15 protein-coding genes and 1 tRNA gene are annotated in these 16,257 nt (G+C 48.1%); 8 read left to right on the top strand and 8 right to left on the bottom strand.

The window, feature by feature from the left end; translation table 11 throughout:
- Window positions 1-61: 61 nt before the first annotated feature.
- Entirely contained in the window at window positions 62-1,045 is a 984-nt protein-coding gene (locus CLV60_RS03410; protein WP_106594015.1) for a helix-turn-helix transcriptional regulator, read from the bottom strand.
- Window positions 1,046-1,203: 158 nt separating this feature from the next.
- Window positions 1,204-1,276 (bottom strand) — tRNA-Phe (locus CLV60_RS03405).
- A gap of 225 nt (window positions 1,277-1,501) precedes the next feature.
- On the opposite strand from CLV60_RS03405, the gene CLV60_RS03400 reads away from it, so the two are divergent.
- From CLV60_RS03400 to CLV60_RS03385, 4 genes are all read left to right on the top strand, one after another.
- Window positions 1,502-2,860: a 4Fe-4S dicluster domain-containing protein gene (locus CLV60_RS03400; RefSeq protein WP_106594014.1), complete on the top strand. Its 1,359-nt coding sequence runs from the start codon at window positions 1,502-1,504 to the stop codon at window positions 2,858-2,860.
- A 13-nt stretch (window positions 2,861-2,873) separates the two neighbouring features.
- On the top strand, window positions 2,874-3,671 hold the full coding sequence (locus CLV60_RS03395) for a (Fe-S)-binding protein (RefSeq protein ID WP_106594013.1): 798 nt from the start codon (window positions 2,874-2,876) through the stop codon (window positions 3,669-3,671).
- A gap of 90 nt (window positions 3,672-3,761) precedes the next feature.
- Window positions 3,762-4,262, top strand: a complete 501-nt coding sequence (locus CLV60_RS03390) for a hypothetical protein (protein WP_106594012.1) — start codon at window positions 3,762-3,764, stop codon at window positions 4,260-4,262.
- 46 nt (window positions 4,263-4,308) lie between these two features.
- Window positions 4,309-4,791: a gliding motility lipoprotein GldH gene (locus tag CLV60_RS03385; protein ID WP_106594011.1), complete on the top strand. Its 483-nt coding sequence runs from the start codon at window positions 4,309-4,311 to the stop codon at window positions 4,789-4,791.
- 9 nt (window positions 4,792-4,800) lie between these two features.
- On the opposite strand, the gene CLV60_RS03380 is transcribed toward CLV60_RS03385, so the two are convergent.
- Entirely contained in the window at window positions 4,801-6,015 is a 1,215-nt protein-coding gene (locus CLV60_RS03380) for an AI-2E family transporter (protein ID WP_229210797.1), read from the bottom strand.
- On the opposite strand from CLV60_RS03380, the gene CLV60_RS03375 reads away from it, so the two are divergent.
- Entirely contained in the window at window positions 6,014-6,823 is an 810-nt protein-coding gene (locus CLV60_RS03375; protein WP_106594010.1) for a YjiK family protein, read from the top strand. The two genes, CLV60_RS03380 and CLV60_RS03375, sit on opposite strands and share 2 nt — an antisense overlap.
- 87 nt (window positions 6,824-6,910) lie before the next feature.
- On the top strand, window positions 6,911-7,621 hold the full coding sequence (locus CLV60_RS03370; RefSeq protein WP_106594009.1) for a response regulator: 711 nt from the start codon (window positions 6,911-6,913) through the stop codon (window positions 7,619-7,621).
- A 3-nt stretch (window positions 7,622-7,624) separates the two neighbouring features.
- Here CLV60_RS03370 and CLV60_RS03365 read toward each other — a convergent pair whose 3' ends face one another.
- On the bottom strand, window positions 7,625-10,126 hold the full coding sequence (locus CLV60_RS03365; protein WP_106594008.1) for an AsmA-like C-terminal region-containing protein: 2,502 nt from the start codon (window positions 10,124-10,126) through the stop codon (window positions 7,625-7,627).
- Window positions 10,127-10,336: 210 nt separating this feature from the next.
- Between CLV60_RS03365 and lysS the strand changes: the two genes are divergently transcribed.
- Window positions 10,337-12,052 (top strand): lysine--tRNA ligase, encoded by a 1,716-nt coding sequence (gene lysS, locus CLV60_RS03360; protein WP_106594007.1) that lies wholly within the window; start codon window positions 10,337-10,339, stop codon window positions 12,050-12,052.
- Between the two features lie 63 nt (window positions 12,053-12,115).
- Here lysS and CLV60_RS03355 read toward each other — a convergent pair whose 3' ends face one another.
- A complete protein-coding gene (locus CLV60_RS03355) occupies window positions 12,116-12,310 on the bottom strand; it encodes a cold-shock protein (protein ID WP_015813455.1) in 195 nt (64 codons plus the stop codon).
- 352 nt (window positions 12,311-12,662) lie between these two features.
- Between CLV60_RS03355 and CLV60_RS03350 the strand changes: the two genes are divergently transcribed.
- Window positions 12,663-12,884, top strand: coding sequence for a PspC domain-containing protein (locus CLV60_RS03350; RefSeq protein WP_106594006.1), 222 nt, complete (start codon window positions 12,663-12,665; stop codon window positions 12,882-12,884).
- Here CLV60_RS03350 and CLV60_RS03345 read toward each other — a convergent pair.
- From CLV60_RS03345 to CLV60_RS03335, 3 genes are read right to left on the bottom strand one after another with little or no spacing between them, the layout of a single operon-like run.
- A complete protein-coding gene (locus tag CLV60_RS03345; RefSeq protein WP_106594005.1) occupies window positions 12,865-13,893 on the bottom strand; it encodes a glycosyltransferase family 2 protein in 1,029 nt (342 codons plus the stop codon). The genes CLV60_RS03350 and CLV60_RS03345 overlap by 20 nt on opposite strands.
- Window positions 13,894-13,904: 11 nt before the next feature.
- Window positions 13,905-14,252 (bottom strand): YbaB/EbfC family nucleoid-associated protein, encoded by a 348-nt coding sequence (locus tag CLV60_RS03340; RefSeq protein ID WP_211302183.1) that lies wholly within the window; start codon window positions 14,250-14,252, stop codon window positions 13,905-13,907.
- Between the two features lie 55 nt (window positions 14,253-14,307).
- Complete coding sequence (locus CLV60_RS03335; RefSeq protein ID WP_106594004.1) at window positions 14,308-16,230, bottom strand: T9SS type B sorting domain-containing protein; 1,923 nt, start codon at window positions 16,228-16,230, stop codon at window positions 14,308-14,310.
- Window positions 16,231-16,257 lie beyond the last annotated feature (27 nt).

Here is a 16,257-nt window from a genome sequence, read left to right as displayed (position 1 = left end):
ATAGAGCAAAACTACTTTCCAGAGAAGGAACAAAATATTCGGAAATGGCAAATTAATAGTCCTATCCGCCAGATTGATAGCGCTTGGGAGCCTTGCCGTGATGTTTGGCAAAAAGCCTGCTGAAATGGCTCAGGTTGGAAAAGCCCAGCTGGTAGCCCACCTGTGAAACCGACACCCCGGGATGGCGCAGCATCGACGCCGCTTCATCCATCCGCACCGTTTGATAATAATTATAAATACTGTCGCCAAAGATTTGCCGGAAAAGCTGTTTCAATTTGGTCTCGCTCATGTTTGCGAGCTTTGCCAGATCGCGCAGTTGAGGAGGCTCCGAGAGGTCGGCCACCAGGGCGTCACGGACCGTCATCAGTCTGCTCACATCCTGGTTGTTGAGGTGGCATTGTTTCTTATTCTCCCGCTTCGCTAGCTTCGAAAAAACATGATAAAGCAACTCCTGGGCCTTCACTTTATAGAAAAACCGGTTCAATGGATCGGCTTCGTCGGCTTCGGCGAGGCTTTTGAGCGCCTTTTCAAATTCAGGAACCATCATTAAATGGTACAAAAAAGTGCTGTTCCCATTCGTTACCCTGTCGATCAACTCATTCGGATCGGTGGGCCCGAGCAATTCGGCAAGTAGTGCCGCCTTGATGCCCACCACAGTAAAATAAATCTCCCGCCCGCCCGGAAACCGAATCTCCGAATTGAGGTCATTTGACGAAACTTCTACCGAAGCCGTATTGAGTTTGGTACAAGTAAAACTCACCTCGCGGTTAGACAACTGATTATTCGGGAGTGAAGAATTATAAAAAATGATCGTGATCAGATCGCTCACCGCCTCGGGCGCCCTTCGCCTAAGCACAAAATCCTCATGCAAAGTGTACTGATGAATGAGCAGTTTAAAATTGTCGCTGAAATCGATTCTCCTGATATTTCCCTGCCCCATATGCCCGGGTATCCCCAGCTTATTTCCGCTGACGTGTGCACCAAATTGTTCGGAAAACCCTTTCAGAAAATCGAAGCCGGCTCCGGCGGTAAATTCAAATGTCATGACGGCTAGCAGGAAATGTCGGATTTGGCTCTTTTATAGCGTATTAAACAAAAATCACTCAAACCCGTTCAAGCCGATCCCCTATTTTTTCAAATCTGAAAGCACTAAAAACAAAAACGCCTCGACATTTGACTGTCAAGGCGTAATGCATTTTGGAGTGGTGATGGACGGAATCGAACCGCCGACACATAGATTTTCAGTCTATTGCTCTACCGACTGAGCTACATCACCGTTTCAGTTGGTACCTTTTGGGACTGCAAAAATAGATGTCTGTTTTGGCTTTGCAAATATTTTTGGCAAATATTTTTGAAATAGTTTTTCTAAATTACGTATCATCCTGATTATATGTCATTTAATCTTTCCATACATTAATTTATACCTGTTCCATTTGCGCCGAACTACATTTTTATCATACTTTGTTAGTATGCTTGCATACTAAACCAGCCCTATTTCGCAATGGCGATTATACAGCAAACCATCTTCATAGCTGCCCTCGGTGCAGTAGCCTGGCTGATTTCCCGGCGGGTCGGCATTATCGGCAGGACGATCCGGCTCGGGAAGGAGGAGAACCGGACTGACCAGCCCGGCAAACGGCTATCGATTATGATGCGGGTCGCTTTCGGGCAGAAAAAGATGTTCGATCGTCCGCTGATCGGCTTCCTGCATTTCGCGGTGTATGCCGGGTTTATATTGATTAACATCGAAGTGCTGGAAATCGTCCTGGACGGCATTTTGGGCACGCACCGGATCTTTGCAGGGCCGCTAGGTTCTTTTTACGGCGTCCTCATCGGCTTTTTTGAACTACTTGCATTGGGTGTGCTTATTTCCTGCTCCATTTTCCTGATCCGGCGAAGTATTCTCAAAGTGGAGCGTTTCCAACCCTCACGCCATCGCGAAATGACCGGCTGGCCTCAGCTCGACGGCAAGCTGATCCTGGTTTTTGAAATCGTTTTAATGATAGCGATCCTCACTATGAATGCCGCCGATAGTGCTTTACAGGACCTTGGCAGCGCACATTACCCGGTTGCAGGCGATTTTTTGATTAGTCAATGGTTAAAACCTCTGTTTTCGGGTTGGAGCGAAGGTGCATTGATCGCCTATGAGCGCATTGCATGGTGGGTGCACATTCTGGGAATATTCGTTTTTGCGGTTTACCTCACCTATTCGAAGCATTTGCACATTGCATTGGCGTTCCCCAACACCTATTTCTCGCGGCTGGAACCCAAGGGCGAGATGAAGAACATGCCTGAAATTACCCAGGAGGTGAAAATCATGCTGGGTTTGGAAACACAGCCGGCAGATGCCGTGGTTCCGGAACGTTTCGGCGCAAAGGATGTGGCGGATTTGACCTGGAAAAACCTGATGGACGCTTATTCCTGCACCGAATGCGGGCGATGCACTGCCGCTTGCCCGGCTAATATCACCGGTAAAAAATTGTCGCCCCGCAAGATCATGATGGACACGCGCGACCGCCTGGAAGACGTAAGCCGTAATATGCTGGCGAACAAGGGGAAATTTGTCAATGATAACAAAAGCCTGCTTGGCGATTACATCCAGGAGGAAGAACTCCTTGCGTGTACGACGTGTAATGCATGCGTGCAGGAATGCCCGGTGCTAATCAATCCGCTAGACATTATCCTGCAATTGCGCAGGCATAAGGTCATGGACGAAGCGCACGCGCCGGGATCGTGGAATATGATGTTCCAAAACCTCGATACCAACCAGGCACCGTGGAAGTTTTCGCCCGGCGACCGATTCAACTGGGCTTCCGCAGTGACGGATAGCGGCCCAGAAGGCAATTCAACAGCGTCATAAATGCATTGAAAATATGAGTGAGATCGCATACCGGGTACCTACAATGGCCGAAATGGCGGCCAACAACGAGACTCCCGAAGTCTTGTTCTGGGTAGGCTGTGCCGGCTCGTTCGACGACCGCTATAAAAAGGTGACGGTCGCTTTTGTGAAGATTCTCAACAGTGCCGGGGTGAAATTCGCGGTACTCGGGACGGAAGAGAGCTGTACCGGCGACCCTGCCCGGCGAGCGGGTAACGAGTTTACATTCCAAATGCTGGCGATGTCGAATATCCAGGTTTTGGATATGTACAATGTCAAAAAGATCGTCACGGCGTGCCCGCATTGTTTTAATACCCTTAAAAATGAATATCCGGCATTAGGCGGGAATTACGAGGTTTTGCACCATTCGGAATACCTTCAGCAACTGATCGATGCCGGGCGTGTGCGCTTGCAGGGAGGCGAGGCGTTCAAAGGGAGAAAGATTACTTTCCACGATTCGTGTTACCTTGGCCGTGCGAACGATGTGTACGAAGCGCCCCGGCATGTGCTGGAAGCGCTGGATGCGGATCTGGTCGAAATGAAGCGTTGCCGTACCAAAGGCTTGTGCTGCGGCGCGGGTGGCGGGCAGATGTTCAAAGAACCCGAACCCGGCAAAAAGGACGTAAATATCGAACGGATCGAGGAAGCTTTGCAAACCGGCGCCGATACGATAGCCGTGGCATGCCCGTTTTGTATGGTCATGATGACCGATGGCGTTAAAAACAAAGAAAAAGAACAGTCGGTGAAAGTATACGACCTGGCCGAACTCATCGCCCAGGCAAAAGGTTTGTAACCAGCTATTGTCAGAACTATGCTGCTAGCACGGTTGTTTTAAGGTACCCATACAGTAAACCGTTTGACCGGCATTTAACCCTTTTTAACCATGTACATCCCTTTTAGTGATATCGATTTTCAATCCCGGGTCTGGGTGTATCAGGCCAACAGGGAACTCACCTCGGAAGAAACAGGAATTATCACCGAAACGCTCAAGGCTTCGCTGGACACCTGGGAAGCACACGGCAAACCACTCACCGCATCCGGAAAAATATTTGAACACCGCTTCATTGTGATCGCCGTGGACGAACGCGACGAGCTGCCGAGCGGCTGCTCGATCGACAAGTCGGTGCATTGGTTGCAGGAAATCGGGCAGCGGATGAATATCGATTTCTTCGACCGCTCGCTCGCATACGTCGACGAGAACGACCAGGTAAAAACCATCCCCGTACCGAAGATCAAGCAGGCGGTGATCAACGAAACGATCCTGCCGACCACCACGGTTTTCGATAACCAGGTAGCTACCAAGGCCCAGTGGATGAATCGATGGAAAATTCCGGCTTCGAATTCATGGCTGAGTCGTTATTTTACGGAACAAACCAGTTTATAAAAACGATAAACAGGTACTTTTGCAATTCAACATATCAGAGTCTTTCATGAAGTTCATCCGACTGGCTGTCGTCGTTTTTTTTGTGTCCCTTTTATCAGGTTGTGATAAAAATGTCGTCTACAAAGCCCACGAGGATATTGATGACGGACTCTGGTATATTAAAAATAAGCCCTCGTTCAAGGTAGAGATCACCGACACCACGCAGGCTTATAACCTGTATTATGTGCTGCGGAATGCGCTGCAATACCCTTATTACAACCTTTACATCACCCGCAACTTCTCCGGGCCCGACGGAAAGGTTATTTCCAATACGCTCGAAGAGGTTTTTATTTCCAATGAAACCACCGGCAAACCGTACGGCCATGGCCTGGGCGATTTGTTCGACCATAAAATCCCTTTCCTGAAAAATTACCGCTTCCCCCGCTCAGGTACCTACACATTTACGATTTCACAGTCCATGCGCCAGAACCCGCTGCCGTTTATCATCAGTGTGGGTATCAGTGTGGAGAAAGTAGCGGTGGAAAAATAACCCGGTAACTTATCCAGCAGGTGCAGGAGGCACATCACCTTCCGGCTTTTTCTTCGGTCTGTTGCGGTGCCGGCGATAGGGTTTTTTCTTGAATTCCTTTGTGGCAGCCTGCTCTCTGGCCATATCCGCCTTTTCTTCCGCTACTTCGTGCACTGGCTCTCCCAATAGGAATCCGTAAGGTTCGAGGCTTGGAACAGCGTCCATGATCACTTTAAGTATGGCGGTAACCGGTAAGGCTAGGATCAAACCGGAAAGCCCCCAGAGCTGTCCGCCCAGAAACAATGCGACGATCGCCGCTAAGGGGTTTACGCTCACTTTTGAGCCCACAATATGCGGTGTGATGAGATTTCCTTCCAGAAATTGCACGAAACTCATTACCCCTATTACCCCCACCGCGTACCAGGGCGAATCCATGGTTACAATGGCCAACAAAGCCGGCAATATTGAGCCGATCAGGATGCCGATGTAGGGTATGAGGATCAGGAAACCAGCCAGGAACCCGAAGAATATCGCATGCGGAACGCCTAAAATCAGCAGCCCAATGCTGTTGAGCACGCCCACGATCAGGATCACGAGGAACAAACCGGAGAGATAACTCTGGATCACCTCATAAATTTTCTTCAACAACATATTCAATTCCTCGTTCGGAACGCTGCGGATGGCTTTGTGAACAAACATCCTGAAAAAATCGCGGTAGAGCAGAAAGAAGAATATATACAGCGGGATCAGCACGAAGGTGGAAATAGCGCCGGTTGTGGTCACAAGCGTATTTAGCAGCACGGCACGGCCTTCACTCAATGCATTGATCAGGTATTTCTTGGCTTCACTTACCTGCTGGGTGCGGCTGATGTTCAGGTAGCGTTCGCCCATTGTGAGCGTTTCGTCCAGGATTGCCTCCGCTTTTTCCGTAATGCGGGGAAGCTCTTCCGCAAAACTGCCTATTTGCATCGAAACGACGTAAACCAGGATCACAATTACCGTAAACAGCGCAAGAATGCTTAGCAGAATAGCCCCTATCCGCGGTACTTTCCGCACTTCCAGCCATGCACAAACCGGGTGCAGCAGGATCGCCAGCAAGATCGAGAATGCCAGCGGGATGATCGTTTCGCGGAGTACGTAAAGAATATATACCGTCGCAATGAGCGCCACAAGCGAGCTGGCGAGCTTTAAGTACACGGGGGTTTCGTTATCTTTGTTTGGAAGAGGACGCAACGTTGAATTCATGAACAAGTTGATATATCTGTGGTTAGCGGTCAAAACGGTGTTCTGTACCTGTCAACCCGATCACAGAACCAATGATTTTAAGAAAGTTAAAGCGCATTACAAAAATAGCAAAATAGGAAAGCTTCCCGCAGTAGCCTCGGAAAGTTCGGGACTGGCTAGCGGCAAGCAGCCTGACACTTTCTGGACACACAACGACAGCGGCGGTAAACCGGAACTTTACCTGTTCGACCTGAACGGCAAACTACTCGATACAAAAGCCGTTCCTAATGCCAAAAACATCGATTGGGAAGATCTGACACACGACAACAACGGCAATCTCTACATCGGCGATTTCGGAAACAATGCCTCACAGCGCAAGGTTCTCGACATTTATCGTTTCAACCCCGAAAGTAATAACAGCGAGCGCATTACTTTTCGCTACCAGTCGGCGCCCACCGATTGCGAGGCTTTTTTTTATCATCAGGGAAGTTTGTATCTTTTTTCGAAAAACTGGGGCAAGGACAAATGGGTGAAAATGTACCGCCTCCCCACGCAACCAGGCGAGCATACCATCGCGGCCAGCGACAGTATCCGCATCAATGCGCAGGTTACGTCGGCGGCCATCAGTCCGGATGGTAAAACATTCGCGTTGCTGACTTATGGGAAAGTATTGCTGTTCGAAACGGCCGGTGACAACATCGATTTCAGCAAACCAAAGGGCTGTTTCCGTTTTTCAAGGAAGCAAACCGAGGCCATCGAATTTTTGAACAATACCGATATGCTGATCACCAACGAGCAGGGCGGAGTCTATCGAACTACTTTTCGCTGATGTTATGTTTATGTTAATATTAGATTTCCTCATGTAATGTGAACATCACATCTGCTAATTTCGAATCGTGTTTTAATCATCAAAACAATGAGCACTGCTAAATCTGCAAACTCGGCTCCGAAAGTACTGGTAGTTGACGACGATTCCGACATAGTTGAATTGCTAGAATATAACTTAACCAAGGAAGGCTATTCGGTACTAACTGCTTCCAATGGGAAGAAGGCCATCGACATCGCCAAGGCATTCGTGCCGGACCTCATCCTCCTCGATATCATGATGCCTCAACTCGACGGCATCGAAACCGGCAGGATTCTGCGCCAAAACCCGGATATCAAAAACACCTACATTCTCTTTCTGACAGCCCGTTCCGAGGAGTATTCGGAGGTGGCGGCGTTCGAGGTGGGTGCCGACGATTACATTACAAAGCCTATCAAGCCGCGTGCATTGATGAGCCGTATCAATGCATTGTTCCGTCGCGAAGCGCAAAAAGCGGAGTCGGGCGATACAATCGAAATCCTCGATTTGTCGATCAACCGGAAGAATTATACAGTAACCCAGGGCGGCGAGAAGTCGACTGTTTTGCCTAAAAAAGAATTTGAATTGCTCTTCTTCCTCGCGCAGACGCCGAATAAGGTTTTTAGCCGCGATGAGCTTCTGCAAAAGATCTGGGGCGCGGATATTTATGTACTCGAACGGACCGTCGACGTGCATATCCGCAAACTGCGCGAGAAGCTCGGCGATAATTATATCAAAACTTTGAAGGGGGTAGGCTACATGTTCAGCAACGAGCGGGAGTAACCGTCACCGCTCGATATCTTCCAGCTTTTTGACCTCGGACTCCTCGTCTTTCGATTTATCCTTCTTCTTTCTGCGGAAGGCGAGTTTGATATTGACCTCTCCGTTTTCATCGACCGCCCTGAGGAATATTTTCGAGCCTTCCCTTTTTTCGGGATTATTGGGGTCCAAAACGTAGGTTGAATCACGCTTTTTGAGGTTACTAAGCGGGATTTGAATATTGATATCGGTTTTATTACCGAAACTATAAATACCGTCAATGTAGAGCGTCAGCACATTGGATTCAATTTCCATTGGCGCTATTTCCACTTCCTGCCCGGTCAGTCGGAAGTCGTTACGGATCGGGGCAAATTTGACACGTTCGAAATTCCGCCTTTTGAAAATCAGCTTTTTCATTTTCATAAACGGCTCGAAGTTGATAATGTAAGCGTTCGTCAGATCGATCCTCAGCAGGCCTTTCATGCTCGATGGTACGAGCTTCACATTGTTATTGAGGGTGGATTCAAAGTTGAAATCGGTGTTGAGTATGCCTTTCAGATTCTGATGGGTAAGCGCTTTTTGGCCGAAATCATCGAACGAATAAAAAACGGAATGCACATCTGCATTCGCGATTTTTCCCCGAACCGCCAAATGCGGCAGTTTTCCGGAACCTGAGTTTTCCATTTCACCTGAGAGCCGGACATTTCCTGCACCAAATGCTTTTAACGTAAAGTACTCGATCCGGACCGCGTTGTTGCTGATCGTAAACTGGCCCTTCACGTCGCGGCCGGTGAAATGCCTGTACCGCAACTTTTTCGCATCCAGCTTGGCCACGATTTCCATCTTATCGATCGCATTATCGAGCAGCTCGGAGAGTTTAAGCGATTTTCGGGCTTGGGGCCTGCTGCTGCCCTTTGCCGCCAGCAAGGTTTCGAGCCAATTGAGTTGCCAGTCGGGGATATTGATATCCACATTCGCGCGCAACGGCTTCGGTGAGCCAAACAGGTATGGTATGAGGTCCACCAATGTCCCGCGTACGAACAACATATTCTGCCCGTCATAAAACCGGAGATTAGGCATTACCATCACCTTTTCATTAAATGTCAGATCACCATTGATTTTGCTGATCCGCACCTTTTGCGGGAGATAATCCATCGCGACGTTTTTGAGTGAGACCCTGCCCGAGACTTTGCCATCGAAATTGTCCTTACCGGCATTGTAAAACTTTTTCAGGCTGCCGCTGAAATGAAAGTCGATCTTCGCTGAGCCGTTTTTGAATCGGTAACGTCCGGGATCGAGCAATGCGCCCAAATTGGTGGAATCGGCCTCGATGCGGCCGTCGATTTGAGCGCGCGGGTTTCGGAAATTGTTGACCACGAGCTTGAATGCAAACGGTATTGTCTCAAAAAAGCCGGTTATCTTGGGCGCTATCAGCCTCGAATTGAATACGTCAGCAAGCTTGGTCGTGTCTGCGCGGTTTGTGAATGTGCCGGAAGCTTTCATTTTGCGCAGCACGCCTACCGGAAGATTGTAACGAAAAGTATCCGTTTCAAAATGCACATCTACTTGTGGTTTGAGTCCCGGCCGACCTAAAATTCCGGCTATCTTGACCTGCGTATCCACATTCGTCTGAATACCGATCGAATCGATCTGCTTTTGCAGGCGTTGATTGAGCAATGGCAATGCATTTTTCACGGCTATTCCCTTTGCCTCGAAATTAAGGTGGAATATTTTGATCGTATCCGAAAAATCGAAGACGCCATTGATTCCAATCTTATCGTGCGTCGCGCTTTCAAGGGTCGATGGGTAAATTTTAAGTTTCTTTTCATCTTCGTCATAACCCAAAGCCAGGGCCAGCGTCGTTTCCTGGTTCATCAGAAAACCACCTTTCTCCACCCTGAACGTCAACCCATTGAAAAGCACTGATCCGGTAAAGCTGGCATTCGTGCTCGAATCGGTCCGTTCGACGATGTTCGTAGCGTCATGAAAAAGCGCCCCGTAGTATTTTTCCTTTACCGAGTCGGAATACGCGACCGCAAAGTTGACAAAGCGGATATTCCCCAGTTTTTGAAGAATTTCGTCGGGGTCCCTTTTTTGTGACTTATTTTTCTTTTGTGCTTCCGATTTGAAAATGGAGGCATTGGAATACCCGTTCCGCTGAACAAACATTTTGAGCGCACCATCTTCCAACACCAGGTTTCTTACCTGTATATCGCCCGACAGAATGCGACGGAGATCGATCGCGACGTGAATTCTACCGGCCTCAAGAAACGGTTTGTGATGAACGTTGTAAAGCGTGTCGGTGAGCTTAATATCGTATAGTGTGAAGTTCAGCCCCAAGCCGCCGTAGAATGGCCTGAATTTAAAATCGGCTATTTCGAGGTTTCCGTTAAGGTTTTCATTGATCAGCTCCTTAGCGCTCAGGAAAAGTTTTTCCCTGTTTTTATAAACCCAGAGTTCGATCGCCCCAAAGAGCAGGGCGCAAACCAGAGCGACGATACCAATGACTTTTAAGACCTTTTGAGACATCTAACGAAGAGGTTTAGCGCTGTTGATGAAAGGGAACAGTTCGCTCCGATCTACAATATAAGCAAGACATTAATAGCGTGCCAGAAATAATGTCCCACCGGCCATTACAGCATCTTAACGGCCGCTTTACTCGCTATTCAGCACAAAATGTAGTAGTTTTGCGCACTCTTTTGGAATACCTACTTCCATTTACCAATCCATTGCTGTAAGATGCTACTGAGCGAACAGGAAATACTGCGCCGTCAAAAACGCGAGGAACTCATGCGAATGGGCATTGAGCCTTATCCTGCGGAAGAATTTGTCGTAAATGCCTACGCGGCCGACATTCTTAAAAACTACGAAAACAACAAGATCGACTATAAAAACGTGACGATGGCCGGCCGGCTGATGGGCTTCCGCATTATGGGAAGCGCTGCATTTGCCGAGTTCCAGGATGCCACAGGACGTGTCCAGCTGTACTTCCGCCGCGACGATCTTTGTCCGGGCGAAGACAAGACTTTGTACAACACCGTTTTCAAGAAACTGCTCGATATCGGCGATATCATTGCCGTACAGGGTTTTGTTTTCACGACACAAACCGGTGAGATCTCCGTCCACGTGCAGGAGTTCAAGATCCTGAACAAATCGCTCCGCCCGTTGCCGGTCGTAAAACGCGACGAGGACGGCAATGTACACGACGGTTTTACCGATCCCGAACTACGTTACCGCCAGCGGTACGTGGATCTGATCGTGAACCCGGAAGTACGCGACATATTTATCAAACGTGCGCGGATCATCACTACCATGCGTTCGTATTTCGATTCGAACAACTGGCTGGAAGTGGAAACGCCGGTATTGCAATCCATTCATGGGGGTGCGGCCGCACGTCCGTTCACGACGCACCACAACGCGCTCGACTTAGGCCTGTACCTGCGTATCGCGACCGAGCTTCACCTGAAACGCCTCATCGTGGGTGGTTTTGAAGGTGTTTATGAATTCGGAAAACTGTTCCGTAATGAAGGAATGGACCGTACGCATAATCCTGAGTTCACGACTGTGGAGCTTTATGTGGCTTACAAGGATTACCTCTGGATGATGAATATGACCGAGGAAGTGCTCGAAAAAGTGGCTTTGGCCGTGAATGGCACTACCAAAGCGAAATTCGGGGATGTAGAGCTGGATTTTGCAGGCCCTTACCCGAGGTTGAGCATTACCGACGCGATCAAGCAATACACCGACCTGGACGTGGAAACGCTGGACGAGGTCGCAATCCGCGAACAATGCCGTGCATGGGGAATGGAAGTGAACGAAAGCATGGGCAAAGGCAAGCTGATCGACGAAATTTTCGGAGAGAAAGTGGAGTCGAACATCATCCAGCCTACTTTCATTATCGACCACCCGGTTGAAATGTCGCCGTTGACCAAGAAGCATCGTACCAAAAAAGGGATGGTGGAACGTTTCGAGCTGTTTGTGAATGGTCGCGAAGTGGCTAATGCGTACTCCGAGTTGAACGACCCGATCGAACAGAAAGAGCGCTTTGAAGACCAGCTCCGCCTGAAAGAAAAGGGTGACGACGAAGCGATGGAGATGGACGACGACTTTATCCGCTCGCTGGAATACGGTATGCCGCCGACCGCGGGTATTGGTATCGGTATCGACCGCCTTACTATGCTGCTGACAGACAATGCCAGCATCCAGGAAGTGATTTTCTTCCCGCAAATGCGCCCTGAAAAGAAAGCGGAGGTTGCCAAAGAGGCTGATTACGTGACTGCGGGCGTACCTGCGGTGTGGGTGCCAGCTTTGCAGAAAATGAATATTCTGACGATCGAGCAACTGAAAAGTGCGAATCCAAACAAAATCTTCAACGATTTGGGGGGAATGCGCAAAAAGCTCAAAATAGATGAAAAAATGCCGCTGCTGGACGACGTGAAGTCCTGGGTGGAATAGCTTGTAAATTAAAAATGCCGCTTACTAGCGGCATTTTTAATTTCTCTTGCAAAAAAAATACAATTATATCTTTTTTACCTGCACAGCGTTAAGTCCTTTTTTTCCTTCAACGACTTCGTATTCTACTTGGTCATTTTCACGGATAGTAAGTCCTCCCAATCCTGTCACATGGACAAAAATGTCCTTTTTTGTGTCGTCTTCCACGATGAAGCCGTATCCCTTAGCTTCATTGAAAAATTTTACAGTACCTGTTGGCATAATAGTTGAAATAAAAAAATTGAAATAAGGTGAAAATACAGAAGATATGTAGGCGTTTCAGTTAAAAGTCGAAATGGCTATACCAAATAATTGAGGGAGGCTCAACGCATTAGCAAAAGAAATTTTGGAAATTCTCCCGAAGACATCTTGATTATAATGAACAACTTACAAATTCTTCAATCACAAAGAAACAAAAATTGTTTGTAAAACAATTTATTTGATTAAAGAATTTGAAAATTTAACGAGCAAGCGGTATTTTGCCTTTTTGGCTCATTTAAAGCAAATTTCACACGGCAAAATTGCATATCCGGGCGAAAATCGCTAATTATGAGGCAATTATAAAAAAGCAGGTATGAACAAGTTTAGGTATTTCGTTGAAAACCAAATATTTGGAGTTTGTGCAGAACTAGGAGAAAAGCTCAATTTCCCGGCGAGCAGCATCCGGAAATACTTCATCTATGCCACTTTCATGACCTTCGGCTCGCCCATTATCCTGTACCTTGTACTGGCATTCTGGATGGACTTGCACCAGCATTGGCGCCGGCATAACAGTCCTACAATCTGGGAGCTTTAATCGGTTCGATGCCGGTGAGCTTGCCGAATTTGTGTTTCCCGAGCACAAAATACTCCCAAACAACACTTCTGTAATAAAGCGGCGCCCGGTACCGGGTCCGTGGAATCTTACGTGTTAGCTCCGGGATCATCGCATAAAAAGCAAAATGCGCCCTTACAATCGCCAAAACGTCGGGCCACGCCCCTGTGGCCATAAACCGCACGCTGGAAATGCCATCGAGCACCAGCCTGATGAACACCGTTTTCCACCTGCGGCCTTTCGGCAGGTTTTTGAAGAGCATGATCAGGTTGTTGCGGTAGTTCAGGAACGTCTTCTTCGGATTGGATTTGTGCAATGTCCCGCCGCCGACATGGTAAACAGTGGACTTGCCGCAATAGGTAATGCGAAACCGCATATTCAGCAGCCGCCAGCAAAGGTCGATCTCCTCCATATGGGCGAAAAACGACTCGTCGAAGCCCGAAGCGGCGTGAAATGCCGACGAACGTACGAAAAGGCAGGCGCCCGTGGCCCAAAACACATCCTTTTCATCGTCATATTGGCCAAGATCTTCCTCCCTGGTATCGAAAATGCGCCCGCGGCAGAAAGGATAACCGAGGTAATCCATATAACCACCCGCCGCGCCGGCGTACTCGAAGTGCGTAGGCAGGTCGTATGCACGTATTTTGGGCTGGCAGGCAGCAATAAGCGGGTCCGACTCCATGAACGCGATTACAGGAGTAATCCAGTTTTCAGTAACCTCAATGTCGGAATTAAGCAGAATGTAATAATCGGCCTGAACGCGTCTCAGCGCATCGTTATAACCTCCCGCATAGCCTTTGTTTTCGCTGATCGTGAGTGTATTTATCTCCGGGTAATGCGTATTCAGCCATTCGAGCGAATGGTCTGTCGAGGCGTTATCGGCAATCCAGATCGCGTGGCTTCCGGAATGCTCAATGACTTTTGGAAGAAATTTTTCGAGATAATGCTGACCGTTATAATTCAGGATTACAATCGCAACAGAGGGAGTCATTCGGTATTCGGTTATTTCATAAAGCTGCCCAAATCCAACCCTGGAATATTGGGAAGCACGCCATCCGTTACCTTTTGCAGATGTTGTTGAATTTTGGATTCGATGTTCTCATTGGCTTTATTCACTGCCGCTACAATGAGATCTTGCAGCATTTCCTTATCGTCAGCATTAATGATATCCTTATCGATATCCAGGCTAAGCAGCTTTCTTTTACCATCAACCGTAGCCTTCACCATTCCCCCACCCGATTCGGCGGTTTCGGTGATGTATACCAGTTGCTCCTGTGCTTCTTTCATACGCGACTGAAGGTCCTTCATTTTGCCCATGAGGCCCATCATGTCCGCCATATTTCCAAACATAGCTGTACTTATTAAGTTTAAAACTTGAAAAAACTTATTTTACGGAAATAGTTCCTCACCGTAAAAGCATAAAAGTACCGCTTTTTTCAACAGTTTGATTGATGTCGTCGACGAAAGTCATCTTGTAGTAGTAATAACCCACAGGCGCATTGGTTCCTTCGAAAGTTCCATCCCAGCCTTTGGCAATGTCGTCGGAGTGGAAAACGACCACTCCCCAGCGGTTCATTACCGACATATTAAATGACTGCAATTGCTCCGATTTCGCTTCCAGGATATCATTATAACCGTCGCCATTCGGGGTAAATGCGTCGGGAATGAAAACGCCCGCGCTGCGGCGATAGTTGATGATATTCGATAAACTCTCAAAACTGCCATCCTGCGAAACCGCCCTTACCAGGAAATTATATTCCAGGGCACTCTGATTGTTCATTTTCACCGTGTAGCTGGTATTCTTCTGCACAGGAATATCCTCAGAAGCTCCTCCTGATGCGGTCTGAACAACCGTGTAATCCTCAAAACCACCCAGGATCGGGTTATCGCCGGTCCAGTTAAGCGTTGTCAATTTTTTACTCAAAAGAATGGTGCAAATCGGTTCCGATGCGGGTACTTTCTGGTCGCACGAGTTCTCATAACTCATGCGGTAACAATAAGATAGCTCCTCCGTTTTGGCAGCGTTGTCAATGTAATCGCTTTGGTTGTAAAGCGTGATGATTTTCTTGAACAATGTGCTACCCGCCTCTGCCCGCTCGATCGTTAATTCGTACGAGGTATTCGGGCCCGCGCCGGGAACCTCCGCTTTGATAGCCACGCTGCTTTTATCCAGCACCGAAACAGAGCCACCGCTGAGTGGTTTGGCGTTACCTGTTGCTACTTTCAAAGGCACAGGCGCCGACGTGGACGTTGCAGTCTTCAACTTCGCTATAATCTGGTATTCAGCGAATGAGCCGCATTCTACATCATTATCGGTGTAAGTTGTTTCACCGATCGCAGTGAAACTTTTAATGACTATCCCGTCGCGAAGCAGATCATAACCGTCAAATGCAGACGCATCAGGATACTGATTCCATTTCAGCGTATTGGACCCGTCCGCAGAAGTTCCTGTCATTGTCATCGTACTTACCGGCACCGTTTCGGTGCTGCCTGCGCACAGGTCTTCGGACGAGAGCCTTACCTTATAACTCTGCCCTGGATTCATTCCCTTAATATCGTAAGGCTGGGTCCCCCCCGATGAACGTCTTCCGGAAGTAACGTATGTACTTCCATCCGGACTGTACTGAATGTTGGTTGGAATTCCGGCAACTCCTTTGTAAGTTACTCTAATCGTGCCATCAATACGCATGTCCACGGCACTCACCTGAATCTCATTAAGCTGGGGGCGATCAAATTTGATCGCCAGGTTGGCGGTAGCGCCTTTGTTGCAAGCCTTCCCAGCTGCATACAAGCCTGTGATCATCACTGTTGGGCTGGTAGCAACGCTCGTGTAAGTATGTTCAAATCTAAGCGCATCTCCTTTCTGCCATTTGACAGTTTCATCGTCGCCCCACTTAATTTCAACTTCATCATAAGCTCTCAGGATCGCATCGTCTGTCAGAACCATGATGATCTTTCCGCCGCCACAAGAGGAATAGGTCGCACCGATTCCCCGCGTTTCGCTGACTTTAACCGTTTTACACGCATACACCCGACCGGTGGAAATTGCCGCCTGTTGTAAAAAAATAAATGTTCCGGGATTGTTGTAAACCGTAAAAGAAACCTCTACAAAGCTGGGATTCAACGATTTGCCGTCATAATTGCCATTATAACCAATTAAGATCGGATTGGGAACCTTATTCGTAATATTGACGGTCAACGGTGCGCATCCCTCGTATTTATCAAGTTCAAAATCGCCTCCGCCGCGGTCACACAGCCCCTGCCCATACGAAGCAATGGTTGAAAGTATAAGGAAAAAGAAAGAGAAGGATAGTAGTGTTATTCTCATAAGTGTGGCATATTTAACCCTGACCTT

Origin of the sequence: Dyadobacter jiangsuensis (assembly GCF_003014695.1) — a bacterium.
Taxonomy (GTDB): Bacteria; Bacteroidota; Bacteroidia; order Cytophagales; family Spirosomataceae; genus Dyadobacter; species Dyadobacter jiangsuensis.
This window is presented reverse-complemented; position numbering and strand designations above follow the sequence as displayed.